The organism is Paenibacillus taichungensis (assembly GCF_050994985.1).
Taxonomy (GTDB): domain Bacteria; phylum Bacillota; class Bacilli; order Paenibacillales; family Paenibacillaceae; genus Paenibacillus; species Paenibacillus taichungensis.
This window is the reverse complement of sequence record NZ_CP194720.1, coordinates 4,062,380-4,088,016: the sequence shown is the minus strand read 5'-3', so window position 1 is coordinate 4,088,016 and position 25,637 is coordinate 4,062,380. Positions and strand designations below refer to the sequence as shown.

Genomic DNA, 25,637 nt, shown 5'->3' with positions numbered 1-25,637 from the left:
AACTGTTACAATGAAAGAACACGTGAGTATGCAGACATGCTGGGAAGGGGCAGGCCGATGAAAACGAGAAGACTTGGTAAGACTGGACTGGAAGTACCTGTGCTGAGCTTTGGAGCATCCTCTCTAGGTTCAGTATTTCGTGATATTGACCGAGGTGAGGGTGTTCGTACGGTTCACGCCGCTGTAGATGCAGGGATGAACTATATAGATGTTTCGCCCTATTATGGATTAACGAAGGCTGAATCGGTGCTTGGAGAAGCCATCCGTAGTTTGCCACGTAGCTCGTTTACGTTGTCGACCAAGGCTGGACGTTATGGGGAGAATGCATTTGATTTTTCGCGTAAGCGGATACATGATAGTGTACAAGAAAGTCTGGGTCGACTGCATACTGATTATATCGATATCCTGTTCTTGCATGACATTGAGTTTGTCCCTGCCGATATTATTATTGAAGAAGCTTTTCCAACCTTGCTTCGCCTGAAAGAGCAGGGAGTCATTCGCCATGCAGGGATTTGTGGCTTACCGCTGCCGTTATTCGAAACAGTGTTGCCACAGATTGATGCTGACGCCATCATTTCCTACTGCCATTATGCATTAAATGATACTTCACTGCTGTCCTTGCTGCCCCTTTTGGAAAAGAAAGAAGTTGGCCTTGTGAATGCTTCGCCACTTTCTATGGGCTTATTAAGCACAAGAGGAGCTCCTGCCTGGCACCCGGCAGATGATCGCGTGAAGCAGATCTGCCAGCAAGCGGCACAGTTCTGCGCGGAACAGGGCACTGATATTGCGAAGCTTGCCGTGCAATTTGCAACAGCCAATGAACGGATTCCAACAACACTGGTCAGCAGTGCAAGTGAACATAATATCCGCAACAATGCAGCCTGGATTGAGGAACCATTTGACCAGGAACTGTTATCAGAGGTGCTGCGTATTCTGGCTCCAATTCGTAATGAGAGCTGGGCCAGCGGACGCCCTGAATATAACATTGAACATAACATGAAGTCACAAGCATCATCCGAGGGGGAACAGGAATGAGAGCTGTTATATGTGAAGAAATAAATCGTTTGGCGTTGCGAGACATAGCTGAACCTGAAAGAAACGAGAATCAGGCGCTGGTAACCATCCGCCGAATTGGAATCTGTGGCACAGATCTGCATGCCTACAAAGGTAATCAGCCTTTTTTTACCTATCCTCGTGTACTGGGTCATGAGCTTGCAGGGATTATTGAAGAAATCGGGGAGAATGGAGCGGGCCTGAAGGCGGGAGATCAGGTTAGTATTATTCCATATTTGCATTGTGGTCATTGTATCGCTTGTCGATCAGGGAAAACGAATTGTTGTGTGTCAATGCAGGTGATGGGTGTACATGTGGACGGCGGCATGCGAGAGAGAATCGTTGTGCCTGTCTCCCATCTGATCCAAGCTGAAGGACTTACACTGGATGAAACTGCGATGGTAGAACCGCTCAGTATTGGTGCTCACGCGGTCAGAAGAGCAGCCCTAAGGCCTGGTGAACAGGTTGTTGTCGTTGGAGCTGGACCTATTGGTCTGGGTGTGATGGCATTTGCCAAACAGGCGGGTGCTCGGGTCATTGCTATTGACCGGAATCTGGACAGGCTGGAACTTAGCCGCACATGGGCCGGAGTGGATGCTATGGTTCAGGCCAATGAACAAGCGGCACAGCAAGTTGCTGAAATCACGAATGGGGACTATGCGACGGCTGTCTTTGATGCAACAGGAAACATGCAATCGATGAATAATGCCATCCAGTACGTGGCTCATGGTGGACAATTAATCTTTGTTGGACTAGTCAAAGCCGATATTTCCTTTCATGATCCAGACTTTCACAAGCGTGAGATGAGCATTTTAGGTAGCCGAAACGCCACACGGGAAGATTTTGAACAGGTCATGTCGATCTTGCGGGAGAAGAAGTTGAACATGGACGGCTACATCACACACAGGACGAGTTTTGATCAATTGCCTGATTCGATCGACACCTGGTTACAACCGGATTCGCATGTAGTGAAAGCGATAGTGGAGTTATAAAAAGAATAACTGAAAAAAACTCTCTCTGATCCTGAATGAATGGTTAACATCCATGGGAAACAGAGAGAGTTTTTGTGCGCCTAGCCTATAGAAATCTTGATTATTTTTCCGGGTTCGTCACAATACCTGCATGTGGATCAATATGACGCACAATGGATTTGAGCCAGATCATTTCAAGGAAATGAATCTCATAGTAGAGTGCTCCCGGAACGTGTTGGATCCAACCTTCAGCTACAGCAGGGTGTCCTGAATCCGCTGAAGGATCCAATGTTCCAGGTTCACGGCGCAGCCGTTTACGGATGGCTTTTTCAACTTGAGCGCTTTGTGTGGTTAAAATACATATTTTGCGCTTAGCTGTGAATCCGCGGAATGCAATATACACCATTTCATATGCAATGAGATAAGCAATTACCGAGTACATCGCTTGATCCCAACCGAAGACAACACCAGCGGCGGTTAGAATCAACAAGTTGAGCAGCATGATTATTTTTTCGATAAGCATCCGTTTCCCGCTAAATACACGTTCAGGTGGACGGGAGGACGGATCACCGATTTCCAGCGTATCCAGTGTCCCACCATACCGCACGACTAGACCGATTCCTAGACCGAGACATAATCCGCCAAACATGGCGGCAGCCAGGGGGTGCTCGACAAGCGGCGGCATGGGATGAAGCACAATGGCACCAATCGAAAAGACAACCAAACCCAGAACAGTGACCAGTACGAATTTCTTTTGCACGAGTCTATAGGACAGAAAAATAAATGGAACGTTGAACAAAAACAGGAACAAACCAATCCTCATTTCGGTCCAGTGGGCGAACAACGAAGAGATGCCTGTAATGCCTCCAATAATGATCTTATTGGGATGTAGAAACAATTCAAGTCCCACGGAGGCCAGAATTCCACCCGCTATTACAAACAATAAATTCAACATGCGACGGGCAGATGATAATCTGGTCTTGGCGGTTTGTGGTACCGGATTAGCCGATATCAGAGGTGCTTTCATAGGTCATCCTCCTTTGTGCGGCTTTCGTGCAATTCTCCCTGGGTTAATCACAGAAAGATCGGCGGTAGAGCCGCGATTACGATACGTTGTCTGTCTGAACAGACAAGGGGGTTACCCTTCTTTCTGTAAAACCTTCGGTTCTTCTTTCTTTTTCCGTGGATCCTTGAACTTGAATATTTTATCCAGTAAACGGAATACATGTTTGGATTCTTTGGTTAATAAAGGACCCAGAATGGCCAGAATTAGGACATAGAGCGCGGCAAACGGTTGAATCATTGGCAACAGTCCCCCGGCTTTACCCATGTTGGCCAATATGATGGAAAATTCACCCCGTGACACAATGGTTAATCCAATATTCGCCGATGCTTTGGGAGATAGTCCTGCACTGCGTCCGGCCATCATACCTGCCAGGAAGTTACCGAACAATGTAATAACAACTGCAATCAGAGCTAACCATACGGCTTCGCCACCCAAGGACAACGGATCAATGGACAATCCAAAGCTGAAGAAGAAGATTGCTCCGAAGAAGTCACGGAACGGTAGAATCAAGTGCTCAATCCGTTTTGCGTGTTCTGTTTCAGCAAGCACCAGACCAACCAGTAATGCACCAATCGCTTCGGCAACATGAATGGTTTCAGAGAAGCCGGCTACCAGGAACAAGGCTCCGAATACAACGAGAGAGAATAGCTCATTCGATCGAATTTTAAGCAATTTGTTTAGTAGCGGTGTTGCTTTGCGTCCAAGGATAATCACGATAAGCATGAATCCGAGAGCAATAAGTGCGGACATGATGACGCCTCCGATGGAGGATGAATCACTAAGCACAAGTCCAGACAAGATCGAGATATATACAGCGAGGAATACATCTTCGAACATAATAATACCCAATATCATCTCTGTTTCCGGATTGGCCGTTCGTTTCAAATCCACGAGTACCTTGGCCACGATGGCACTGGAAGAGATGGTAGTTATACCTGCGATAATAAGTGCTTCTGCAACTGGGAAACCGGACATAAAACCGAATATTAATCCCAGCGTAAAGTTAATGCCGATGTAGATCGAGCCGCCAACTGCAATAGAGCGACCCGATTTAATTAAACGACCTACCGAGAATTCAAGTCCAAGGTAGAAGAGAAGGAACAGGATACCGATCCGGCCCATAAATTCAATAAAAGGCTGACTCTCAATAAAGCGGAAGTCCAGATGCCAGATTTTCATAGCATGTGGCCCAACAGCCATCCCGATCAGAATATAAAACGGAACGACCGAAAATCTTAGTTTTGCCGATAAAAGGCCGGCTGCCGCAATGAGCACAAGGGCCAGACCTACTTCGAATATCAAATGATCCATCTATTTACCCCCTTCCAGTCAGGAGGAGGGATTTAAACAGTTTCTGCTGATTGCGTTCGCCAACGGCTACTACCGTGGACTCTGCACTAATCACGACCTCCGGACCGGGGCTGATATGTTTTTTGTGATTCTTCTCTACAACGGCAATAACCGTTGCCCCTGAGTTTTGACGTACGTCCAGTTCACCAATTGATTTACCGATACATCCGTAGGATGGCTCGATTTTGTACCATTCAATAATCAGATCGTCAAACGTTACTTCAATATTTTCAAGCTGCTTTGGTTTATAGGTCAATCCACCAACGATGGCAGCAATCTGTCTTGCTTCATAGTCATCAAGTGTAATCATGGAGATGCTTTGGTCTGGATCATCGTACTCAAAATGGTACATTTCCCGGCGACCGTCATCGTGAATAATGACAATAATTTTATCTCCACTGCTTGTTTCAATCTGAAATTTCTTGCCGATTCCCGGCAAATCTGTTTCGCGTACATCCATGGATAGTATGCCTCCTTATATTGAGGGCTGGCCACAGAAGACAGGCTTATTTCCCGAAAATAGAATGAACTGTTGCGCTTAGGAACATTAAATGATGCGGGTAAACAGAGCCAGGGACTCCTGACACACAGCCTTGTGTTGTGAATTTTTAGAAGATGGGGATAACAAAATAGACGTTAACAAACAGGTGTTACCAAATAAAACTGATCGATATCTAACATTTGCTAAAAGGATTAAAAATTATGCACAAGCACACCGTCTCACAGACAGAGGTGTCTCCATGCAAAGCAACCTAAATTACGGTGTAACGGCTAGCTAAGAGCGTTCACGTAAATTGGTGCTATCGGGGTGGGAGATACATACATACTGGTGAATTTGATGGGTAGCAGAAATAATCTGCGTTTAAACAGACAAATCAACGGTTTAAAGGGTAGACGCGGTGTAGGAATTCGCAGCATTAGCAACAAAGCGAGCACAAGAAAGACAGGTTTGTTATGCGTGACCGCAATCAACTTCGACATGACTTGTGGGTATTTGCGAATGGCAGGTTTCTGCTGAGACTCCAAAGTGTGGACAAGCACTTCCTTGTTGGAAGTCGTCTCAACGGTTACCTCGACAGCGGATTCCGACTGCATCGGAATAGGGAAGGAAAACGCTTGGAATACGCACAAAATGATAATAAAGGCGTAACGGAGTATTCTTGGTTGTTGTCTCATTTTGGCTTCCCCCCTTTTCCGTGAAACATACTGTTATAAAAATAATAACACATTTTTGTCTTAACTCCAAACAGATTGATAATATACTGAGAAATCATGACACGCTTTCCATCAATCCGCTTCGTATATCCCTATCAGCCTTGCCATATACTTTGAACAGGAAGGAAAGGAGTGATTCTTATGGAACTGTTCGCCGTATGGACCGATGTATCAGGGCAGGAAGAAGCGGATCAATTTTATCGTTGTGTGAAGGAAAAAACCAAAGGTTTACATATAAGCAAAAGAGGATTTCGGCTCACCTTCAAACATAATGACGGAAGAGCGGCCTGGGTATGCAGAGGCAATGAGAATCACGCTGACTTCCAGCAGTGGTTGCCCCAGATCAGTGATTTGCTTGCCAACGGACTTGCAGATTTCATTATGGATACGCGTGAACGTATTATGGTGGAAGAGATGATCTCAAAGGCATGCTCAGTCATGGATGAACATGAGGTGGAGAAGGTAAACCGGATATGCATGCCTTTATTATTCAATGGTGACTTGGATCAGCCAGGCCTGCGCGAGCGTCGCCGTAACACTTTGGCCAATGGATTGAAGCAGGATTTGGAAGAGGTGCATTTTTTTCATCTTGAAGGCATTCTTAATTTCCGGATTCGGCCATATAAGCAGGAACTTCACGAGCTGGTAGAATATGCACTGGATGAATTCTGGATGGATCGTCAATATGAAGAGTTTATGGGGCTGCTCAAATATTTTGTGTTCTTTCAGGAGGCGAAAGTACCTCTTGTACATTTGATACACAAAGGATTACATGAATTTCAAGTATTGGATGCTGCGCTTAATGTGCTGCCCGTACAAAAGGATGAACAGGTCGTCGTGGAGATGCCGGGGCTTGAATTGGAAATGGATATTGAAGATATGATCGTGAGTACGCTGATCTCCATCTCACCTGAAAAGGTCATGCTGCATACACGTACTCCTGATCTGCCTATCATCTCTACGATCCGTCAGATCTTTGAAGACAAGGTGCAATTATGCCATCATTGTCCTGAGTGTGAAGTCCTGCGCTCCGGATTGTTGACAGGTCTTGACGCAAGTGATATCGGCAATTATAATAACTGTTGATCCATGATTTATTTGAGTTGTTATGGAACAATAAACAAAAGCGTTGACAAAGACAAGAACCATACGCACGGTCGGTGCAGAGAGAGGGAACCAGGCTGAAATTTCCTCCGGATGCCACGTTTGGTTTACCCCTTTGGAGCTGCAGTTTTGAAAATGGATATAAATATTGCCTCTATAATACAGGTAGTCATCCATGAGTAAGGATATGCCGGGTCATGCCCGTTACCGTCATGCCAATAAGGGCTGTACTTCCAATATGGATGAAGCAGCTGAATTAGGGTGGAACCACGAGAGTATACAACACTCGTCCCTTTGCCGGGACGGGTGTTTTTTGCGTTCCTTTGCAAAATTGCAGGAACAGCAATAGATTATCCATCCATGAAATACATGGACAGAGGTTGAATTTACAGGAGGAATGAGACAAATGGCAGTTAACATTAAACTACCCGATGGTTCGGTTCGTGAGTATGCCGACGGAAGCAGCATTGAAGATGTGGCCGCTTCGATTAGCAGCGGACTTCGCAAAAATGCCGTAGCCGGCAAACTGGATGGAATCGTAGTGGACTTGTCCACAACACTTCATGAGGGAGCATTGGTGGAGATCGTAACACTGGATTCACCAGAAGGTCTGGAAGTGATGCGTCACAGTACAGCTCACTTGCTCGCTCAAGCTGTGAAGCGTTTATATGGAAACAAAGAGGTTCATCTCGGCGTTGGTCCTGTCATTGAAGATGGTTTCTACTATGATATGGATCTGGAACAACCGCTCAATCCAGAAGATCTGCAAAAGATTGAGAAGGAAATGGAACGTATTGTTAATGAGAACTTGCCAATTGTACGTAAGGAAGTTAGCCGCGAGGAAGCGATCAAAATCTTCGAAGAAGTGGGCGATCCTTACAAGCTGGAATTGATTCGTGACTTACCAGAAGACAGTGTTATCACTATTTATGAGCAAGGTGAATTCTTCGACTTGTGTCGTGGACCACACGTGCCATCCACCAGCAAAATCAAAGTATTTAAACTGATGAATGTTGCCGGTGCTTACTGGCGTGGAGATAGCAAAAACAAAATGCTGCAACGTATTTACGGTACAGCTTTTGTGAAAAAAGCACAGCTTGATGAGCATTTGCACTTCCTGGAAGAAGCACGTAAACGGGATCACCGTAAATTGGGTAAGGAACTCGAAATCTTCACATTTTCCCAACTGGTTGGACAAGGCTTGCCAATCTGGTTACCTAACGGTGCGAAGCTGCGCCGGACGTTGGAGCGTTATATCGTGGATCTGGAAGAGAGCCTCGGATATCAGCATGTATACACACCGGTGCTTGGTAATGTTGAGTTATACAAAACATCCGGACACTGGGAGCACTATCAGGAAGACATGTTCCCTAAAATGGTTATGGACAATGAGGAACTCGTTCTTCGTCCAATGAACTGTCCTCACCACATGATGGTGTACAAGTCCAGCATGCACAGCTACCGTGATCTGCCGATCCGGATTGCCGAGCTTGGCATGATGCATCGTTACGAAATGTCGGGCGCGTTGACAGGTCTGCATCGTGTACGTGCGATGACGCTGAACGACTCTCACATATTCGCACGCCCGGATCAGATCAAGGAAGAGTTTGCTCGTGTTATTGAGCTGATTCAAACGGTTTATAAAGATTTCGGCATTCACGAATATCGTTTCCGTTTGTCCTATCGCGATCCTCAGGATACCGAGAAATACTTCCAAAACGACGAGATGTGGGAAATGTCCCAACGCATGCTTCGTGAAGTTGTGGAAGAACTTAACCTTCCATTCTATGAAGCAGAAGGCGAAGCGGCATTCTATGGTCCAAAACTGGACGTTCAGATCAAGACAGCACTGGGCAAAGAAGAGACATTGTCTACTGTTCAATTGGACTTCCTCTTGCCAGAGCGGTTTGAGCTTGAATATGTGGGAGATGATGGACAGAAACATCGTCCGGTCGTTATTCACCGCGGTGTAATCAGTACGATGGAGCGTTTCACTGCATTCTTGCTGGAGAACTTTGCAGGGGCTCTGCCACTGTGGTTGTCTCCTGTACAGGCGAAGGTTATTCCGGTATCCGGCAACTTCGACGACTATGCACGTGAAGTGGAAGCGAAGCTGAAACGTGCGGGTATCTCTGCTGAAGCGGATCTGCGTAACGAGAAGCTTGGTTATAAAATCCGTGAAGCACAGCTTGAGAAAATGCCTTACATGTTCGTCGTTGGTGAAAATGAACGTAATGCAGAGGGTGTATCTGTGCGGAAACGTGGAGAAGGCGATCTCGGCATGAAACCTGTGGACGAAATTGTAGCCCAACTTAAAGAAGAGATTGCAACAAGACTGGTGTAATCCTGAATTGTAGCTTCTATAATAAAGAACCGTTTAAATCGTATTGGAGTAAAATCCAATGGTTTAGACGGTTTTTTTGTTGTTTTAAGGTTTTCTGGATATCCGATTTAAAAGCCTTAATAGGTGAAAAGTATAGAATTTTTTCATTTTGGAAAACCTTTGCAGTAAGGGGGAGGTTCTATAATGAAAAAGCAATTCTTAATTCAGAAGAAAAACATAAGGTTCATCATCTCTTGCTGTGTGGTGCTCACTGGAATAGTCTTAGGCTTGAATCAGGCAGAAGCATATACCTTTGAAGAGGAAAATGAAGTCATGTATGTGGAGAATCGGCATAGCGAAACTTTAGGAGAGCTTGAAGGTGTACATTCAGAAGCGGCAGTTTATGAATACAGCGATCAGGCTCAACTCACTACTTTGGTCTATATGGGTTTTTTGTGGTCTCCACAGCCTATTGTTATCCCACGGCCGGAAGTTCCGGAGAAGCAGACCGGAGTTGACCCATCCATGCCGGTACTCGCTCCGCGTACAGAACAGGTGTTGGATACACACAAGGTGACGGCTACCGGATACACTGCAGGTGTGGAATCAACCGGAAAAGGTCCGAAACATCCTCAATACGGAATTACGTATTCAGGTGTAAAGGTGCGCCGTGATAAAGAAACAGTTTCGACAATTGCAGCTGATCCAAAGCTGTTCCCACTGGGTTCCATTTTATATATTCCCGGTTATGGTTACGGCATCGTTGCAGATACGGGCTCGGCGATCAAGGGCAATAAAATTGATCTTTATTTCCCAACAATAAAGCAAGTATATAAAGAATGGGGCAAAAAGGACGTCGAAGTACAGGTGATCAAACAAGGTGCTGGAAAATGCACTGAAAAAATGCTGGAAGAGTTATCGGAAGCTATCGATGTGTACAAATCCGTACCCGATTCATGGCTGGACAAGGCCGTATAATGATGATGAATTTTAATACATGAATAACGCACGCGCACTCTTCACATAATACTCTCTGGGGACGAACCCCGCGTTGCAGACATGCAATGTAAATATGAAGAGAGAGGTGATCGTCGTGGCTAAGAAATCTCAAGGTTCACAAACGCCAAACGAGAAGTACAATGCAGAGTTTGGAGAAGAGAATGCAGCAAGCAAAGTGAAACAATCGCACCAAAACAAAGTGAAGGATAACTTCCAAACACCTGATGAAAAATACAATGCTGAGTTCGGTACTGAGAACACAGGCAAAACACAAAAGTAAATCAATGCACAAACACCTTGGAGAATTTCTCCAGGGTGTTTTTAATATTTTACATAAATAACCTTCCGCCTCGGTCTGGAGACCGAGATCAATTCCATCTGCCGCCGCTGTTAACCAATCCTTGTCTGATGTAAACTGGATACACAATACAGACAAAGGAGACATGAGCGATGAAACGATCTACGCGGGACCGCTGGTGGGTTGGCATTCCTCTTATTGCGATTGGCGCAATAATATTGTTCAGGCAATTGGGCTATGACATAGATATCGGATACATGTTCAGAACATATTGGCCGTTATTTTTGATTTGGTGGGGTGTAAAAGGGTTAACCGAAATTCGGCGTAATGGGAGTCATGCATTGATTGGACCGGCCATTGTACTGGCGATTGGTGGATACTTCTTGGCACGCAATCTGGGGTGGATTGATTATTCCATGGGCGAGTTCATTCGCTACCTAATTCCGGTAATGCTGATTGGTGGGGGATTGTTCGTTCTGATCGGACCCCGTCGTCGTGACCGGAAACACCATGACCAAGTACCACCGCCTCCTCCACCGGAGCCACCTTATAAGCCATTGTCCCCTGAGGACCTGGAAATGCCGTCTTCGTTTGATGAACAGTTCGAGAAAACATTTGGCAAACCGGAACAGGAACACAAGAATGATTCACATGGCTCATTCTATACAGATAAGGAAGACCCTAAAACACACGGACATCAACACCATCATAAACATCAACATCAACATCACAAGCATAAAGGTTACGGTTCAAGTAAAAAGGAATATGGAACATTTGATCACGATGACCACTATGATGATGATCCGAATTACTATGGTGGCCATGGGAATACAATTAACAAATCGGCATTTATCGGTGATATGTATATGGGACAGGAAGTGTTCTCCCTGAAACCGATGAATATTTCGGCATTTATTGGCGATACGGTGATTGATTTGACGAAGGCGCAAATACCTTACGGTGAGACGAAAATTAACATTTCCTCTTTTATTGGGGATGTGAAGGTATTTGTTCCTGAAGATATGGATCTCGGTGTGACTGTGACGACAAACTCGTTTATTGGGGACATGTCGCTGTTAAATCAAAAACGAGGCGGATTCCTAAGCAGTGCTCAGGCTGAAACGGCGCATTATCGCGAAGCAGGAAAAAAAGTACGGATTGTCGTTAGTGTGTTTATTGGAGATGTCAAAGTGAATAAGGTGGGTTAACGCATGATTCGAACGATTCTCAAAGCAAATAAGTGGGAACTGATGATGTATTTTGCGCTGACCGGACTCATTACTTTGGGCGGGTTTTACTTGCTGTACGGGGAAGTGCTAATGGGAACAGGGCGACAGCGTGCGTGGACCTATGTTGCTGTTGTCCTTCTGGCTACCGTAATCACGGGGTATATTGCTGCTTTGCGACTTCAACGTAAGATTGATCTACTGGATCTCAACATGCTGAAAGTGTCAAAAGGCAATCTTGCTGTTCGTATGCCTGAGGCAGATGATGCCTCATTCGGGCGGGTATATCAGGAATTCAATGTCATGATGGATTCGATTGAGAAAAAAATGAGATTGCTTCAGCGGCTCGGTGAGCAGGAAGTCATTGAAAAGGAACAGGCATCTGAGCGCGCTGTAATTGAAGAGCGTAAACGGATGGCAAGGGATTTGCATGATACGGTCAGCCAGCAGCTTTTCGCCATGCATATGTCGGCTTCCTCCTTACCACGTCTGCTGGAGATGAATCCCGAGCATGGCAGCAAAGTGCTGGATCAACTTATTCAGATGTCGCATATTGCCCAGAGGCAGATGCGTGGGCTTATCGCTCAGCTTCGCCCAGTGGAGTTGGAGGGAAGGAATCTTGGCGAAGCGCTGGATAGCTGGTTCCCTGATTATTGCAGGCAGAATGGTTTAAAAGGAGTGAAAGAGCTGGAACTGGATGGCGGAATTTCCGATGCCATCGAGCACCAGCTGTTTCTTGTTATTCAGGAAGCGGTCGCTAATGTGGTCAAACATGCGGAAGCGGGTCTGGTCAGTCTGTCCATACGAGAGAGTGAACATCAGATCAGCATGAGCATTAGCGATGACGGTCAAGGGTTTTTGCAGCAAGCGGAACGGCCTGGCTCATACGGATTATCAACGATGCGTGAACGGGCAGAGAAGCTTGGGGGTCAGGTTCAGATTATATCGAAGCCGGGAGCGGGGACGACGGTGCGGGTATTCATCCCGAAATTCCCGAAAGAACCAGAGGGGGAAACAGAATGAGCGTAAAAGTGAATGTAATGATTGTGGATGATCATGATATGGTGCGAATGGGATTGAAAACGTATCTTATGTTGGAACCCACATTTCATGTGATGGGGGAAGCAAGTAACGGACAGGATGCATTGAATCAGTTACGCAAGCTGGGAGAAAACGAACTGCCTGACCTGATCCTGATGGACCTGATGATGCCGGTGATGAATGGTGCGGAAGCGACACAAGCGATCATGGCCGAATTTCCGGGCATGAAAATTGTGATGCTGACCAGTTTTCTGGAGGATGACCTTGTGGTACAAGCGATTGAAGCTGGAGCGGTCAGTTATGTGCTGAAGACGGTATCTGCTGAAGAGTTAATCTATGCTCTGCAAGGAGCATACCGAGGTATGCCTGTAATGACAGGCGACGTATCACAGGCATTGACCCGTGGTATCAGGCAGCGCACGGCAAGAGAGAACGAATCCGGCCTGACGGAACGGGAAAAGGAAGTGCTTTTGCTGATTGCAGAGGGCAAGACCAATAAGGACATCGGGGAAGAACTACATATTAGTATCAAAACTGTCAAAACCCATGTGAGCAATCTGCTGATGAAGTGTGAAATGGACGATCGGACACAGCTGGCAATCTACGCTCATCGTCAGGGCTGGGTGAAGAAATAAGGGTTAGAATGCAGATTTGGCGGGAAAAATGTTCTATAACAGCGTGCTTTTATCTCCTTTTTAATTGTTTTTAAGGTACGGTTAAGGTTTAAAGTACAAAATAAGGACAGTTAAAGAATATCTCTTGCGAAGAAGAGATTGGGAGGTAGAGAGGCATGGACGAACGTAATTACAGAGCGAACCGTCAAGACGAGGAAAATGAAACTAAACAAGCGGAGAATCGCAATTCATCCGGGACGGACGATTCCTCCTATTATTATTCTTATGGACCTTTTCAGTCCGTGAATCAGGAAGATACAGCAAGTCATAATGGGGAACATAATCTACGTGAAGAAGGAAATGTAGAGATTACAAGACCTGACCCCGTGAAGCCCGTACCTACTTACTACAGTAATTACAGTAACGAATCATCTGATCAAGCCAATACGTCCTCCAGAGGGGGCGGCGGCAACGGTTCAGGTGGCAACGGAGGAGATCAGGGGAACGGAGGCAAGAACAATGGCAATTGGAATTATAATAACCGTCGGCCACGTTCTTCCGTAAGATCGCTCCTGTTCTCTTTCATCGCCGGGATGCTGGTCATTACAGTGCTGATGTACACAGCGGACAGAACAAATATGTTTACACCACAGGAAGCGCTGACAAGTGCAGACAATGAAAGCTCCAGTCAGTCATCTTCTCCTACTAACTCAGGCAGCAGCAATAACGTGACAGCGTCATTACTGCCAACGGGCAAAGAGGATGTATCCTCTGTAGTAACGAGTACAAGTCCGGCTGTCGTCAAAATCGAAACACTAGCGAAGCAGTCTTCACGCAGCAGCAGCCAGGGCGGTTCTACGATGAGTGATCCATTGTACCAATACTTCTTTGGTAATGGAAGCAATGGCGGAACAGATAGCTACCAAGGCCAAAATCAGCAGCAACAGCAACAAAGCAGCAATCAGTTGGTTCCACTCGGCATTGGCTCCGGATTTATTTTTGACAAAGAAGGCTACATCCTGACGAACCAACACGTGGTTCAGGGTGCAGATGTGATTCAAGTAACGCTGGAGAACAACAGCAAACCATATGAAGCGAAATTGCTGGGAAGCAGCTTCGACCTTGACCTTGCCGTATTGAAAATCGAGAAAAACAGCGGTGATGATGCTTTCCCTGTTGCTCCATTGGGTGATTCCAACAGCACACAAGTGGGTGAATGGCTTGTAGCTATTGGTAACCCTGAAGGATTTGAACACACAGTTACTGCAGGTGTGTTGAGTGCGAAAGAACGTACGATCAGTATTCCGGACGAAGAAACAGGCAAAACCCGTGAGTACAGCCACTTGTTACAAACGGATGCTTCCATCAATCCTGGTAACTCCGGTGGACCATTGCTTAACCTGAATGGTGAAGTCATTGGTATGAACGTTGCGGTTAGCGCGGATGCACAGGGTATTGGGTTTGCCATTCCTTCGAGTGTAATCTCGGATGCGGTTAAATATCTGAAAGAAAACAAAGAAGTTCCCAAAGAGCCCGTACCGTTCATTGGTGCATCTCTGATGGCCCTCACGCCTGAAGTGGCTAAACAGATGGGAACGGATATCACTGAAGGTTCAGTTGTAGCCAGCACGATCTATCAATCCCCTGCTTACCAAGCAGACCTGCGTGCTTATGACATCATCACAGGTGCCAATGGTACAGCGTACAGCACAAGTCAGGATTTGATTGATTTCATCAAGAAACAGGAAATCGGCAGTGAAGTGACACTGAATGTTGTTCGGGACGGCAAAAAAATGGATGTGAAACTCAAAATCGGCAACAAAAACGATTACGATACTACACAAACGACGGATCAACAACAGCAACAACAACCATAATGCTGAAACATGGGTTATAAAATAAGGTTTAGAAGAGCGGAAGGGTTCGAGGGCCCTTTCGCTTTTTTGCACTATATACGTTTGTACTCCATCAAGGTGTTTGGAAAGATGCAGATTGCGCTTTTGGCTGTTACAATGAGATTAAAACGTTAAGGGATAAAGGAGAAAGACCATGCGCTCAACTATTTTGATTGTTGATGATGATGAAAAAATCGTGTCCATGCTTCGGCGGGGACTTGCTTTTGAAGGATATGATGTACAGACAGCTTCGAATGGGGCGGAGGGCCTCAGTAAGCTGATGGATAAAGAGCCGGATATTGTGGTTCTTGATGTCATGATGCCGCAAATTGACGGGTTTGAGGTATGCCGCAGACTCAGAGAAGCGGGGAGCAAGGTACCCGTGCTGATGCTTACTGCCAAAGATGAAGTACAGAGCCGGGTAATTGGGCTGGATACAGGTGCAGATGATTATCTCGTGAAGCCGTTTGCGCTTGAAGAACTGTTGGCTCGTGTCCGTGCCTTATTGCGTCGTAAAGCGGATATAGCAGACACGCCTGATAATCGACTAATGTATGAGGATATTATTCTGGATAATGATTCTCGTGAGGTGTTGCGTGACGGTCAGCGTCTGGAACTGACTGCCAAGGAGTTCGAATTGCTGAATCTGTTCATGCAAAATCCGAAACGTGTGCTGTCCCGTGATCTGATTATGGATAAAATCTGGGGTTATGATTACAGTGGTGAGTCCAATGTGCTCGAAGTGTATATTGCCATGCTCAGACAAAAAACCGAAGAATACGGCGGCAAACGTTTGATCCAGACCATCCGGGGAGCCGGCTATATTTTGAGAGGTGACTCCTGACATGTCCATTCGGTTAAGATTAACCGCGTGGTATTCAGGCATCTTGGCAGCCGTGCTCATTTTTTGGGGAGTTGTGATCTACGCTTTTGTTTATTTTAATACGTATCAAGAAGTGGAACAGCAACTGAAAGATAAAAGTGAACGAATTACGAATCAGATTGGTGTCAATCCACTTTCACAATCGCTGGACCTGGACCCTTTTACGGAAAGTCAGCTTCAGGAAGCTCAAATATACATCCAGTTGTGGGACTACCAGAGCAGATCTGGTAAAATCTCAGGCAATATGGAGAAACTTCAGATTCAATTTCCTGTTGTGAAATCCAATGAGATCCAGAAAAAGCGTGGAATATCCAAGATCTATGTGAATGGGACCCCTTTCTTGGTGAATCAACAGCCCCTGTCTCTTCAGGGAACCAATGAAATAAGGGGGCTTCTTCAAGTCGGCGCCAATGTTAGTTCCCAGGAACGACTGCTGGAAGCTTTACGAAATATTCTGGTTTTTGGCTGGCTTGTCGCAATGGCGCTTGCCATTACTTCGGGGCTGATTCTGGCTCGCAAATCCATGCGTCCGCTCGTCAATGTGATTGATGCGGCCAATCAGATTCAGTCCGGGGATGACCTTAGTGTGCGCATTCAATATACGGGTCCCATGGATGAGATTGGACGTCTGATTGAAACAGTCAATAATATGCTTGAACGAACAGAGCTGTCATTCAGAGGGCTCGAGGAGACGAATAAAGCTCAGCGCAGATTTGTATCTGATGCCTCGCATGAGCTGCGTACACCGTTGACCACGATCCGTGGAAATGTGGACTTCCTTAAGAAGCTGTGGGATCAGGAGAGCACGGACCGACCGAATCTGGACGAAGAAACGGTTAAACAAATGTCGCTCGAAGCGATAGAGGACATGGCGGATGAAGGAAAACGCATGAGTAGACTGATCAGTGATATGCTGTCTTTGGCCAGAGCCGATACAGGACAGAAAATCGAACTGAATCCGATCCCGTTGCAGATTCTGGTACAGGAAGTGGCTCGCAGGTCGCAATTCCTTGATCATCAGGCAGACTGGCGTCCAGGAGATCTATCGATTCTGAATGGCATATATGTGAACGGCAGCAAGGACTATTTGCAGCAGATGTTGTTTATTTTTATCGAGAATGCCTTCAAGTACACTCCAGATGGCTCGGTTACGCTTGATGCAATACTTTATAAAGGTCAGGTAGGACTACGCATCAGTGATACGGGAATCGGAATGGATCGGGATGAAGTTCCATTTATCTTTGACCGGTTCTATCGGGCGGATGAGTCACGCGGTGCCACACCAGGTATAGGTCTGGGACTGTCGATTGCCAAGTGGATCATTGAGGAACACCAAGGGTCTGTCGAGGTTGTAACCAGACGTGGAGAAGGAACGACCTTTATCATTTGGTTGCCGGTAGTCTTTGCTCCGCCTATCGAATAAGGTTATAATAGACAGGACTGCAATTACATCGGCTATCTTTGCCGAGAAAGAAAGCGGGTGGCAACCAAGTGGAAGTACTGCGAATTTCGCCGCGGGGATATTGTTACGGAGTTGTGGATGCGATGGTGCTCGCGCGCCAGGCGGCACGCAATCTGGACCTACCACGGCCTATTTATATATTGGGTATGATTGTGCATAACCAACATGTGACGGACTCTTTTGAAGATGAGGGCATTATTACACTGGACGGACCGAATCGGATTGATATTTTGAGCCAGGTCGAGAGTGGAACAGTGATCTTTACGGCCCATGGTGTATCTCCAGAAGTGCGCAAGATGGCACGTGATAAAGGTTTAACTACAGTGGATGCAACATGTCCGGATGTAACCAAAACCCATGACCTTATTCGGGAGAAGACGGCAGAGGGATATGACATTATCTATATTGGGAAAAAGAATCATCCAGAGCCGGAAGGCGCGGTTGGTGTTGCACCCGATCATGTTCATCTGATCGAGAAGGAAGAGGAGATTGACGGTCTGAACGTACCTCCTGGCAAAATCCTTATCACAAATCAGACAACGATGAGTCAATGGGACATTAAACACATTATGAGCCGTCTTCTGGAGAAGTATCCAGGCGCAGAGATTCATAATGAGATATGCTTGGCAACCCAAGTCCGTCAGGAAGCTGTTGCCGAACAGGCAGGGCAGGCAGATCTGGTCATTGTTGTAGGTGATCCTCGCAGTAATAACTCCAACCGACTTGCACAAGTATCGGAGGAAATTGCGGGTGTAACGGCATATCGTGTATCAGATGTGGCTGAGATACAGCAGGAATGGCTGAAAGGTGTGAATAAGGTGGCGGTTACTTCAGGCGCTTCTACGCCAACTCCGATCACGAAGGAAGTCATTCTATATCTGGAGCAATATGAACATGACAAGCCGGAAACATGGGAAATCAAACGTACGGTGAATATGAGCAAGCTACTACCTCCTGTAAGGGAAAAGACTCGTACGACGTAAACAAAACATGAATATAAGAATCTTGCAGCACAGAGCCGAAATTTGGTGACTGACTGCAGGATTCTTTTTTTTGTAGGGGATAAGAGTCGGCTTGACTGAAAAGGGTGAATATGTTATATTTACTTTAGTGGATAAAAGCTTAAAAGCGAACAAGCGTTTAAGTGGAGAAGAGTTTTGAGGATTAAATCAGACGCGCTTAGGCGCTCTCATACAAGGAAGGATGGGAATTATAATGATCGTTATTGCAGGTAAAGCTACTCCGGAGGAACATATTCAGGATATCGTCGCTACAATTGAAAAGGAAGGACTTCAGGTCCATATCTCGCGTGGAGAGGACCGCACCATCATTGGCCTTATTGGTAAAGTAGAACCGAAAATGGCTGAGCATCTCCGTCAAATGAAAGGTGTAGAGAATGTCGTTAAGATTTCGAAGTCTTACAAATTGGCAAGCCGTGATTTCCATCCTCAAGATACCGTGATCTCCATCAAAGGTGTAGATATTGGCGGGAAAGAACTCGTCGTTATGGGCGGACCGTGTGCGGTTGAATCAGCTGCACAGATTGATGAGATTGCCGGGCTGGTTAAGGCTGCCGGTGGACAGGTGCTTCGCGGTGGTGCATTTAAGCCACGTACAGGTCCGTACAGCTTCCAGGGAACGGGCGTTGAAGGTCTGATCATGATGGCAGAAGCAGGGAAGAAACATGACCTGCTGACGATTACAGAAGTCATGACGCCTGAATATGTGGATATCTGTGCCGAGTACGCAGACATTCTGCAAGTAGGTACACGTAATATGCAGAACTTCGATTTGCTACGTAAATTGGGTGAGTGTGGCAAACCGGTATTGCTGAAACGTGGCTTCAGTGCAACTTACGATGAGCTGTTGAATGCCGCTGAATACATTCTTGCGGGTGGCAACCCGAATGTAATGCTGTGTGAACGTGGTATTCGTACATTCGAATCCTACACACGTAATACGCTCGACCTCTCGGCCATTCCTGTCTTGCAGTCTCTCAGTCATCTACCAGTTATTTCGGACCCAAGTCATGGTACGGGGCGCCGTGAGCTGGTTGAACCAATGACGAAGGCATCTGTCGCTGCTGGTGCTAACGGCCTAATTATCGAAATGCATACGGACCCCGATAACTCTATGACGGGTGACGGCGTGCAGTCTCTGTTCCCTGACCAATTTGCCAACCTGCTTCAGGATCTGGAGAAATTGGCACCAATCGTCGGTAAAACATTCAATACAGCCAAACAGCCGGCGGAGTTCTTTCCAGCACGAGTTGGCGTATAACTGATCTTCATAGTATAGGTAATATAGTTCACCCGGGCATCTGCCCTGGCTCCGTTCAATGAGAATGGGGCTAGGACAAAATGTCCGGTTTTTGTGTTATTTGGAGCTTTGAACGCATTTATTAATCATAGGTGATAAGAAACATTTATGATGTAATGTTATTTCCATAATTTAGGCTAAATATAGCCTTGCTTTACCGCATTAAACCAGTTAAATGTAATGTATATACGTTGTTAAGTGAAATCAATAGGTTTATAAAATGTGAGCATAGCTTACATAGTTGCAAAAAATACCTTACATAAGTATTGACGATGTCACATTTGAGATTTTATAATGACGACAGAAAAAAATTCGAATATGGACATTTTCTTAGCGGGGTTGTTTAATGTTCGGAATATTTGGGAGGACGAATACATGTCGGTTGAAAACGTATTGAAATCAATTCAAGAGAACAACATCGAGTGGGTAGATTTTCGTTTTGTAGATTTATCCGGTCGTGCGCACCACATCTCGTTACCAGCTTCGGCAGTTGACGCAGACACTTTTGTAAATGGAGTAGCCTTTGATGGTTCTTCTATTCAAGGTTTCCGCGGAATTGAAGAGTCCGATATGGTTATGATTCCAGATCCTGAAGCGACTTTTGTCGATCCGTTCACAGCACACCCTACATTGAATGTTATGTGTGATATCTTCACTCCGGATGGCGAGCGTTATGAGCGTGACCCACGCGGTATCGCAGTCAAAGCGGAAGAATTCCTGAAAGAAAGCGGAGTAGGTACAGCAGCATTCTTCGCACCTGAATCCGAGTTCTTCATTTTCGACGATGTACGTTATGAGAGCGGCACGAACAGCTCTTCCTATTTCGTAGATTCCGAAGAAGCTTCTTGGAACACCAACCGTAAGGAAGATGGCGGTAACCTGGGCTTCAAAGTTCGCACTAAAGGCGGATATGTTCCTGTAGCTCCAGTGGATACACAACAAGATATTCGTAGTGAAATGTGTCGCATTTTGGAAGAAGCGGGCCTGTCGATTGAACGTCACCACCACGAAGTGGCGACAGCTGGTCAAGCCGAAATCAACTTCCGTTTTGATACGTTGAAGAAAACAGCAGACAACCTGCTTGTATACAAATACATCGTGCATAACACTGCACGTCAATATGGTAAAGTAGCAACATTCATGCCAAAACCACTGTTTGGTGATAATGGTAGCGGAATGCACGTTCACCAATCCATCTTCGATGGTGATTCCCCATTGTTCTATGACAAAGCGGGATATGCAAACCTGAGCGAAATGGCTCTGCATTACATTGGAGGAATTCTGTACCACGCACCGGCTTTGATTGCTTTGACTAACCCTAGTACGAACTCATTCAAACGTCTCGTACCTGGTTATGAAGCACCGGTTAACCTGGTTTACTCCAAAGGTAACCGTTCAGCAGCAGTACGTATTCCGGTTGCGGCTGTGACACCAAAAGGTTGTCGTATCGAGTTCCGTACACCGGACTCCACAGCTAACCCTTACCTGGCATTCGCTGCAATGCTGATGGCGGGTCTGGATGGTATCAAACGCAAAATCAACCCAACTGAGCTTGGATATGGTCCACTCGACAAAAACATCTATGATTTGTCTGATGCAGACAAAGAAAATATCCGCAGTGTGCCAGCTTCCCTGGAAGAAGCGCTTGACGCTCTGGCAGCGGACAACGAATTCTTGACTGAAGGCGGCGTCTTCACGAAAGAATTCATCGACAACTACATCAACCTCAAACGTGACGAAGCGAAAGCAGTAGCAATTCGCATTCATCCGCATGAGTACAGCCTCTACTTCGACTGCTAATCCAGTCGGAACAGAAACTGTTCCCAATGTATAGCCTCCGGGACTCGCTCTCGGAGGCTTTTCCTTGAATTGAACGATGTAGTGCATTAACTTTGCAGGGTGATAAAGGAATTTGATAACCCTGATTCGCAGCTTCGGTGCTTATTGCCCTTGAAGCAGATAGGGAATACTGATATCATAGCGATAATATTCACTTCATATGTCAGCTACGGATGGAAAGGGCGGGGGATTTTGTGACAAAGAGAGCGTATAATTTCAATGCAGGACCTGCGGCGTTGCCACTTGAGGTTCTGGAGCGTGCTCAGGCAGAATTTGTTGATTTTCGGAATACAGGAATGTCGATTATGGAGATGTCTCACCGTGGAGCGGTGTACGAATCTGTACATAATGAAGCTCAGGAACGTTTGTTGTCGCTTCTAGGCAATCCAAAAGGATATAAGGTCCTCTTCCTGCAAGGCGGAGCCAGCACTCAGTTCGCCATGCTGCCGATGAACCTGCTCGGGGAAGGGCAGACAGCCAGTTACGTCATGACAGGCAGCTGGGCCAAGAAGGCACTGTCTGAGGCGAAACTGATTGGGGAGACGCAGGTCGCTGCATCTTCCGAAGCGGATAAATATATGAAATTGCCGGATGTGTCGAATCTTAGCTTCCCGGATCGCACAGCTTATGTTCATTTGACGTCTAATGAAACAATTGAGGGAACTCAATTCAAGTCATTCCCGGATACCGGTTCAGTTCCACTTATTGCCGACATGTCGAGTGACATCTTCTGCAAACCGTTTGATCTTAATCAATTCGGCATGATCTATGCAGGTGCACAGAAGAACCTGGGCCCATCAGGAATTACGGTTGTTATTGCTCGCGAAGAACTGGTTAGTGAATCTCCTAAAACGATTCCGACGATGCTTCGATATAGTACACATGTGGATAACAATTCTCTCTATAATACACCACCGTCCTTCTCCGTATACATGGTGAATGAGGTTCTGAAATGGATCGAAGAACAAGGTGGATTGGCTGGAATTGAACAGAAGAACATGAAGAAAGCTGATTTGCTCTATAATGCGATCGATTCATCCGGAGACTTCTACCGTGGTTGTGTAGATCCGGCAGATCGTTCCCTGATGAATGTGACCTTCCGCCTGGCTAACGAGGAGCTGGAGAAACAGTTTATCAAGGCTTCAGAGCAAGAAGGATTTGTTGGTCTGAAAGGGCATCGGAGTGTTGGTGGCCTGCGTGCTTCCATTTACAATGCTGCTCCATATGAAAGTGTTAAGGCACTTACGGACTTCATGAGCCACTTCCAGAAGACAAATGGTTAAACAACCTGGCAGCGAGTTGTGAATTCAAGCATTCACACTTGTGCTTTACCAGAGCCTTCCACATTGACGTGTGGAGGGCTTTTCTTTAAGATTAGAGAATTGTCGTTTACATGAAATGAAAAGGAGATTGAACACATATGGCTTTACATATCGTTCTGGTTGAACCGGAGATTCCGGCAAATACAGGAAATATTTCCCGTACATGTGCGGCTACCGGTACACATTTGCATCTCGTGCGTCCACTCGGATTCCGTACGGATGATGCCACACTGAAACGCGCGGGTCTGGATTACTGGCATGCCGTTCATATTGAATATCATGATTCGTTTGCTGAGGTTCAAGAACAGTACCCTGAAGGGCGTTTCTTCTACGCAACCACGAAGGCGAAGAACCGTTATAGCGATTTTAATTTTCAGGATGGAGATTTTCTAGTGTTCGGTAAGGAGACGAAAGGCCTTCCTCCAGAATTAATTGCTGCTAATCCAGATACTTGTATGAAGATGCCAATGACAGGTGATGTCAGATCATTGAACTTGTCAAACTCAGCAGCAATCATTGTGTATGAGGCGTTGCGTCAACTTAATTTCCCGGGTCTGGATTAGTCTAATTCGCGTTTAAGTGACGGTTAGAATTCGCTAAAAAAACATTTTTCAAAAAAAAGGACAAAAAATGTTTATTTCCAGCAGGATTCGACAAAATCTTGGCGAATTAATAAACATAGTACAAATGTACCTAGAAATTTAGAGTAAGATAGGAGAGGTGTGCCGTAGCTATGAAGCCAGCTGGAGTCGTTCGCAAAGTTGACCAATTGGGTAGGATCGTATTGCCTAAATCTTTGCGTAAAAGGTATCAAATGAATGAGGGAGATCCTGTAGAGATCTTAGTACAAGGGGACCATATCATTCTGGAGAGATACCGTCCAAAATGTATTTTTTGTGGATCGATGGAAGAAGTCAATGAGTTCAAAGAGCGTTACATATGCGCACAATGTTTAGATGAAATGACCCAGCTTCCACAGCACGGGTAAAATAAAAAGTATCATGGCCTCTAAAGGTCATGATACTTTTTTTGTGTGGAAAAATCATGTCAACTTCCAATTTACCGGGATCAAACGAATGGATTCAGCTATTCGTGTTGTATTCCATCACCCAATATTTCTCTCCGGGTGTACCTTCTTCAATGACTTTTTTCCAACCCTGTCGTTCGTAAAAGCCAATTGCTTTATAATTATCAGATACACATTTCAATCGAACAGGCTGCTGCATGAGTGAAACTGACGCATCAAGTAAGCGTGAACCTGTACCCCCGCCGATAAAACCGGGATGAATAAACAGAAGGTGGATAAAGTTCTCGGGAAGGTACAGCGAAGCGAAGCCGAGAAGCGGTCCATCTTCATTTTCAGCCACAAGGATATGCTCATCCACGGTATCTGTATCAAAATCCTGCAGAGACAGTTCTTCCGGCTTAGCCCAGTGGAATCGGGCACGTCGCGACTCCAGATAAATGTTTCTCAACTCCGCATAATCTGCCTCAGTGGCTGGCCGTATAATCAAATGTTCCCCTCCAGAATAGGCAGTATATCCGACCATACATTGTCAAGAATGGCTTGCATATTTTGTTCATCACTATTGATGGCAACGACGGACTCCAGCTCCGGTAGGACAACGCATAGTTGACCATTGGCGCCATCAGCACGGTAAGCGTTATGGGAACATCTCCAGAATTGATATCCATAACCTTGTCCCCAGTCGCCGTCTCCTGGTGTAGGGATCTGTTGTGTTGTCGCTAACCGGATCCATTCCGCAGGAATGAGTTGCTTGCCATTCCAGTGGCCCTCCTGAAGCAACAGTTGACCGAATCTACCTAATTCCTCATTGGTGAGCTGCAGGCCCGCACAGCCCAATGTAATGCCCAAGGGAGAAGTCTCCCACTCTACATGCGTAATGCCCAGTGGTTCAAATAGCCGGGGAATCAGATAGTTCTTAACGGTTTGACCGGTGGCTGCCTGAAACATGGCGGAGATCATAAACGTATCTGCACTGCTGTATGTAAACGTTTCACCAGGAACTCTATCCAAAGGAAGGGACATGTAATATTTTGCCCAATCTTTCTCAGGCAGGGTGGCTCGCTCTTCTGCCCATAACACAGGTACGTCATGCCCCGAGGACATTCGCAGCAAATCGTACAGGGTGAGGTCCGCAGGAGGGAAGGCTGTTAAATGGGAAGCAGGTGTTGGTGAAGTGAAGTAGTCCCCTACTTTGGATTCAAGTGTAAGTGTGCCCTCATCCAAAGCTAGGCCAATCGCCATACAGGTGAACGATTTGCTGACAGAGTGTTGTAAGCGGCGCATATCGCCGGTGCGATCCCACGCTCCGATTGTAACCCCTTTCTGCAATACCCGAACAGAATGAACGTTTAACTGCTGCTCATCTATATGATGAACAAAAGAATTAATAATACTCGACATCTTAACATCCTTTCTAAAAAAAGAAGAATTTTAACTCTTGGTGAAACGTTTCCGCAATCTGGATCAAAAATTAGAACTTATGTTATTACAAACGAGGTTCAATGTCAATGAATAGGTGCAAACGGTTACTTAAAGGAAAATGTTTTACTTTAAAAGTGCCTTTTGACGCAAATTTCATCACGAAAAATCAGTTTTTTGAGAAAAAAGCGCGAAATTTGTAAAAAGGTTA

25 protein-coding genes are annotated in these 25,637 nt (G+C 45.8%); 19 read left to right on the top strand and 6 right to left on the bottom strand.

The genetic code is table 11. From position 1 onward, the window contains the following. The first annotated feature begins 57 nt into the window (after nucleotides 1-57). A complete protein-coding gene (locus tag ACR1R9_RS18165; RefSeq protein WP_433923069.1) occupies nucleotides 58-1,035 on the top strand; it encodes an aldo/keto reductase in 978 nt (325 codons plus the stop codon). Continuing rightward, nucleotides 1,032-2,045, top strand: coding sequence for a zinc-binding alcohol dehydrogenase family protein (locus ACR1R9_RS18160; protein WP_099854844.1), 1,014 nt, complete (start codon nucleotides 1,032-1,034; stop codon nucleotides 2,043-2,045). Before ACR1R9_RS18165 ends, ACR1R9_RS18160 begins: the two co-directional genes overlap by 4 nt. Nucleotides 2,046-2,145: 100 nt before the next feature. Here the strand turns inward: ACR1R9_RS18160 and ACR1R9_RS18155 are convergent, their stop codons facing one another. From ACR1R9_RS18155 to ACR1R9_RS18140, 4 genes are all read right to left on the bottom strand, one after another. After that, the gene (locus ACR1R9_RS18155; RefSeq protein WP_076289902.1) at nucleotides 2,146-3,051 is read right to left on the bottom strand and encodes a YitT family protein; all 906 of its coding nucleotides are present in this window, start codon (nucleotides 3,049-3,051) and stop codon (nucleotides 2,146-2,148) included. Between the two features lie 111 nt (nucleotides 3,052-3,162). Beyond that, on the bottom strand, nucleotides 3,163-4,401 hold the full coding sequence (locus tag ACR1R9_RS18150; RefSeq protein ID WP_076289901.1) for a cation:proton antiporter: 1,239 nt from the start codon (nucleotides 4,399-4,401) through the stop codon (nucleotides 3,163-3,165). 4 nt (nucleotides 4,402-4,405) lie between these two features. After that, a complete protein-coding gene (locus ACR1R9_RS18145) occupies nucleotides 4,406-4,900 on the bottom strand; it encodes a cation:proton antiporter regulatory subunit (RefSeq protein WP_053780467.1) in 495 nt (164 codons plus the stop codon). A 311-nt stretch (nucleotides 4,901-5,211) separates the two neighbouring features. Then, entirely contained in the window at nucleotides 5,212-5,616 is a 405-nt protein-coding gene (locus tag ACR1R9_RS18140) for a hypothetical protein (protein WP_433923070.1), read from the bottom strand. Between the two features lie 180 nt (nucleotides 5,617-5,796). On the opposite strand from ACR1R9_RS18140, the gene ACR1R9_RS18135 reads away from it, so the two are divergent. The 17 genes from ACR1R9_RS18135 to ACR1R9_RS18055 all read left to right on the top strand — a co-directional run bounded on the left by ACR1R9_RS18135 (nucleotide 5,797) and on the right by ACR1R9_RS18055 (nucleotide 23,968). Next, nucleotides 5,797-6,741: a putative sporulation protein YtxC gene (locus tag ACR1R9_RS18135; protein ID WP_076289899.1), complete on the top strand. Its 945-nt coding sequence runs from the start codon at nucleotides 5,797-5,799 to the stop codon at nucleotides 6,739-6,741. Nucleotides 6,742-6,934: 193 nt separating this feature from the next. Continuing rightward, complete coding sequence (locus tag ACR1R9_RS18130; protein ID WP_433923071.1) at nucleotides 6,935-7,108, top strand: hypothetical protein; 174 nt, start codon at nucleotides 6,935-6,937, stop codon at nucleotides 7,106-7,108. Nucleotides 7,109-7,165: 57 nt separating this feature from the next. Next, a complete protein-coding gene (thrS, locus tag ACR1R9_RS18125; RefSeq protein WP_064639432.1) occupies nucleotides 7,166-9,103 on the top strand; it encodes a threonine--tRNA ligase in 1,938 nt (645 codons plus the stop codon). A 183-nt stretch (nucleotides 9,104-9,286) separates the two neighbouring features. Further along, the gene (locus ACR1R9_RS18120) at nucleotides 9,287-10,060 is read left to right on the top strand and encodes a 3D domain-containing protein (RefSeq protein ID WP_433923072.1); all 774 of its coding nucleotides are present in this window, start codon (nucleotides 9,287-9,289) and stop codon (nucleotides 10,058-10,060) included. 115 nt (nucleotides 10,061-10,175) lie between these two features. After that, nucleotides 10,176-10,361: a hypothetical protein gene (locus ACR1R9_RS18115; protein WP_076290141.1), complete on the top strand. Its 186-nt coding sequence runs from the start codon at nucleotides 10,176-10,178 to the stop codon at nucleotides 10,359-10,361. Nucleotides 10,362-10,531: 170 nt separating this feature from the next. Next, nucleotides 10,532-11,587, top strand: a complete 1,056-nt coding sequence (liaF, locus tag ACR1R9_RS18110) for a cell wall-active antibiotics response protein LiaF (protein ID WP_310852461.1) — start codon at nucleotides 10,532-10,534, stop codon at nucleotides 11,585-11,587. A gap of 3 nt (nucleotides 11,588-11,590) precedes the next feature. Next, nucleotides 11,591-12,628 carry a HAMP domain-containing sensor histidine kinase gene (locus tag ACR1R9_RS18105; RefSeq protein WP_076289897.1) on the top strand — a complete coding sequence of 346 codons (1,038 nt, stop codon included), beginning with the start codon at nucleotides 11,591-11,593 and terminating at the stop codon, nucleotides 12,626-12,628. Then, entirely contained in the window at nucleotides 12,625-13,281 is a 657-nt protein-coding gene (locus ACR1R9_RS18100) for a response regulator (protein WP_076289896.1), read from the top strand. Before ACR1R9_RS18105 ends, ACR1R9_RS18100 begins: the two co-directional genes overlap by 4 nt. A gap of 155 nt (nucleotides 13,282-13,436) precedes the next feature. Then, the gene (locus ACR1R9_RS18095; protein ID WP_433923073.1) at nucleotides 13,437-15,137 is read left to right on the top strand and encodes a S1C family serine protease; all 1,701 of its coding nucleotides are present in this window, start codon (nucleotides 13,437-13,439) and stop codon (nucleotides 15,135-15,137) included. Between the two features lie 172 nt (nucleotides 15,138-15,309). Continuing rightward, the gene (locus tag ACR1R9_RS18090) at nucleotides 15,310-15,999 is read left to right on the top strand and encodes a response regulator transcription factor (RefSeq protein ID WP_076289894.1); all 690 of its coding nucleotides are present in this window, start codon (nucleotides 15,310-15,312) and stop codon (nucleotides 15,997-15,999) included. Nucleotide 16,000: 1 nt separating this feature from the next. Next, nucleotides 16,001-17,461 (top strand): sensor histidine kinase, encoded by a 1,461-nt coding sequence (locus ACR1R9_RS18085; protein ID WP_076289893.1) that lies wholly within the window; start codon nucleotides 16,001-16,003, stop codon nucleotides 17,459-17,461. Nucleotides 17,462-17,529: 68 nt separating this feature from the next. Beyond that, on the top strand, nucleotides 17,530-18,483 hold the full coding sequence (locus tag ACR1R9_RS18080) for a 4-hydroxy-3-methylbut-2-enyl diphosphate reductase (RefSeq protein WP_076289892.1): 954 nt from the start codon (nucleotides 17,530-17,532) through the stop codon (nucleotides 18,481-18,483). 232 nt (nucleotides 18,484-18,715) lie between these two features. Then, on the top strand, nucleotides 18,716-19,780 hold the full coding sequence (aroF, locus tag ACR1R9_RS18075; RefSeq protein ID WP_063564242.1) for a 3-deoxy-7-phosphoheptulonate synthase: 1,065 nt from the start codon (nucleotides 18,716-18,718) through the stop codon (nucleotides 19,778-19,780). Between the two features lie 414 nt (nucleotides 19,781-20,194). Next, nucleotides 20,195-21,619, top strand: coding sequence for a type I glutamate--ammonia ligase (glnA, locus tag ACR1R9_RS18070; protein WP_099854830.1), 1,425 nt, complete (start codon nucleotides 20,195-20,197; stop codon nucleotides 21,617-21,619). A gap of 233 nt (nucleotides 21,620-21,852) precedes the next feature. Next, complete coding sequence (gene serC / locus ACR1R9_RS18065) at nucleotides 21,853-22,941, top strand: 3-phosphoserine/phosphohydroxythreonine transaminase (RefSeq protein ID WP_099854828.1); 1,089 nt, start codon at nucleotides 21,853-21,855, stop codon at nucleotides 22,939-22,941. A 137-nt stretch (nucleotides 22,942-23,078) separates the two neighbouring features. After that, complete coding sequence (gene trmL, locus ACR1R9_RS18060) at nucleotides 23,079-23,543, top strand: tRNA (uridine(34)/cytosine(34)/5-carboxymethylaminomethyluridine(34)-2'-O)-methyltransferase TrmL (RefSeq protein ID WP_053780483.1); 465 nt, start codon at nucleotides 23,079-23,081, stop codon at nucleotides 23,541-23,543. Between the two features lie 170 nt (nucleotides 23,544-23,713). Then, on the top strand, nucleotides 23,714-23,968 hold the full coding sequence (locus ACR1R9_RS18055; RefSeq protein WP_024629045.1) for an AbrB/MazE/SpoVT family DNA-binding domain-containing protein: 255 nt from the start codon (nucleotides 23,714-23,716) through the stop codon (nucleotides 23,966-23,968). A 94-nt stretch (nucleotides 23,969-24,062) separates the two neighbouring features. On the opposite strand, the gene ACR1R9_RS18050 is transcribed toward ACR1R9_RS18055, so the two are convergent. Next, nucleotides 24,063-24,494, bottom strand: a complete 432-nt coding sequence (locus ACR1R9_RS18050) for an N-acetyltransferase family protein (RefSeq protein ID WP_433923074.1) — start codon at nucleotides 24,492-24,494, stop codon at nucleotides 24,063-24,065. Next, nucleotides 24,491-25,408: a serine hydrolase domain-containing protein gene (locus ACR1R9_RS18045; protein ID WP_433923075.1), complete on the bottom strand. Its 918-nt coding sequence runs from the start codon at nucleotides 25,406-25,408 to the stop codon at nucleotides 24,491-24,493. The genes ACR1R9_RS18050 and ACR1R9_RS18045 overlap by 4 nt, the downstream gene beginning before the upstream one ends. Nucleotides 25,409-25,637: the final 229 nt, after the last annotated feature.

What these genes read in the sequence shown, in the direction of transcription:
- ACR1R9_RS18090 (WP_076289894.1), top strand. Translation starts at nt 15,310, where the DNA reads ATGCGCTCAACTATTTTGATTGTTGATGATGATGAAAAAATCGTGTCC.
- ACR1R9_RS18095 (WP_433923073.1), top strand. Translation starts at nt 13,437, where the DNA reads ATGGACGAACGTAATTACAGAGCGAACCGTCAAGACGAGGAAAATGAA.
- ACR1R9_RS18100 (WP_076289896.1), top strand. Translation starts at nt 12,625, where the DNA reads ATGAGCGTAAAAGTGAATGTAATGATTGTGGATGATCATGATATGGTG.
- aroF (WP_063564242.1), top strand. Translation starts at nt 18,716, where the DNA reads ATGATCGTTATTGCAGGTAAAGCTACTCCGGAGGAACATATTCAGGAT.
- ACR1R9_RS18145 (WP_053780467.1), bottom strand. Translation starts at nt 4,900, where the DNA reads ATGGATGTACGCGAAACAGATTTGCCGGGAATCGGCAAGAAATTTCAG.
- trmL (WP_053780483.1), top strand. Translation starts at nt 23,079, where the DNA reads ATGGCTTTACATATCGTTCTGGTTGAACCGGAGATTCCGGCAAATACA.
- ACR1R9_RS18165 (WP_433923069.1), top strand. Translation starts at nt 58, where the DNA reads ATGAAAACGAGAAGACTTGGTAAGACTGGACTGGAAGTACCTGTGCTG.
- ACR1R9_RS18150 (WP_076289901.1), bottom strand. Translation starts at nt 4,401, where the DNA reads ATGGATCATTTGATATTCGAAGTAGGTCTGGCCCTTGTGCTCATTGCG.
- ACR1R9_RS18160 (WP_099854844.1), top strand. Translation starts at nt 1,032, where the DNA reads ATGAGAGCTGTTATATGTGAAGAAATAAATCGTTTGGCGTTGCGAGAC.
- liaF (WP_310852461.1), top strand. Translation starts at nt 10,532, where the DNA reads ATGAAACGATCTACGCGGGACCGCTGGTGGGTTGGCATTCCTCTTATT.
- ACR1R9_RS18135 (WP_076289899.1), top strand. Translation starts at nt 5,797, where the DNA reads ATGGAACTGTTCGCCGTATGGACCGATGTATCAGGGCAGGAAGAAGCG.
- ACR1R9_RS18055 (WP_024629045.1), top strand. Translation starts at nt 23,714, where the DNA reads ATGAAGCCAGCTGGAGTCGTTCGCAAAGTTGACCAATTGGGTAGGATC.
- ACR1R9_RS18120 (WP_433923072.1), top strand. Translation starts at nt 9,287, where the DNA reads ATGAAAAAGCAATTCTTAATTCAGAAGAAAAACATAAGGTTCATCATC.
- ACR1R9_RS18155 (WP_076289902.1), bottom strand. Translation starts at nt 3,051, where the DNA reads ATGAAAGCACCTCTGATATCGGCTAATCCGGTACCACAAACCGCCAAG.
- ACR1R9_RS18140 (WP_433923070.1), bottom strand. Translation starts at nt 5,616, where the DNA reads ATGAGACAACAACCAAGAATACTCCGTTACGCCTTTATTATCATTTTG.
- ACR1R9_RS18085 (WP_076289893.1), top strand. Translation starts at nt 16,001, where the DNA reads ATGTCCATTCGGTTAAGATTAACCGCGTGGTATTCAGGCATCTTGGCA.
- glnA (WP_099854830.1), top strand. Translation starts at nt 20,195, where the DNA reads ATGTCGGTTGAAAACGTATTGAAATCAATTCAAGAGAACAACATCGAG.
- ACR1R9_RS18130 (WP_433923071.1), top strand. Translation starts at nt 6,935, where the DNA reads ATGAGTAAGGATATGCCGGGTCATGCCCGTTACCGTCATGCCAATAAG.
- thrS (WP_064639432.1), top strand. Translation starts at nt 7,166, where the DNA reads ATGGCAGTTAACATTAAACTACCCGATGGTTCGGTTCGTGAGTATGCC.
- ACR1R9_RS18045 (WP_433923075.1), bottom strand. Translation starts at nt 25,408, where the DNA reads ATGTCGAGTATTATTAATTCTTTTGTTCATCATATAGATGAGCAGCAG.
- ACR1R9_RS18105 (WP_076289897.1), top strand. Translation starts at nt 11,591, where the DNA reads ATGATTCGAACGATTCTCAAAGCAAATAAGTGGGAACTGATGATGTAT.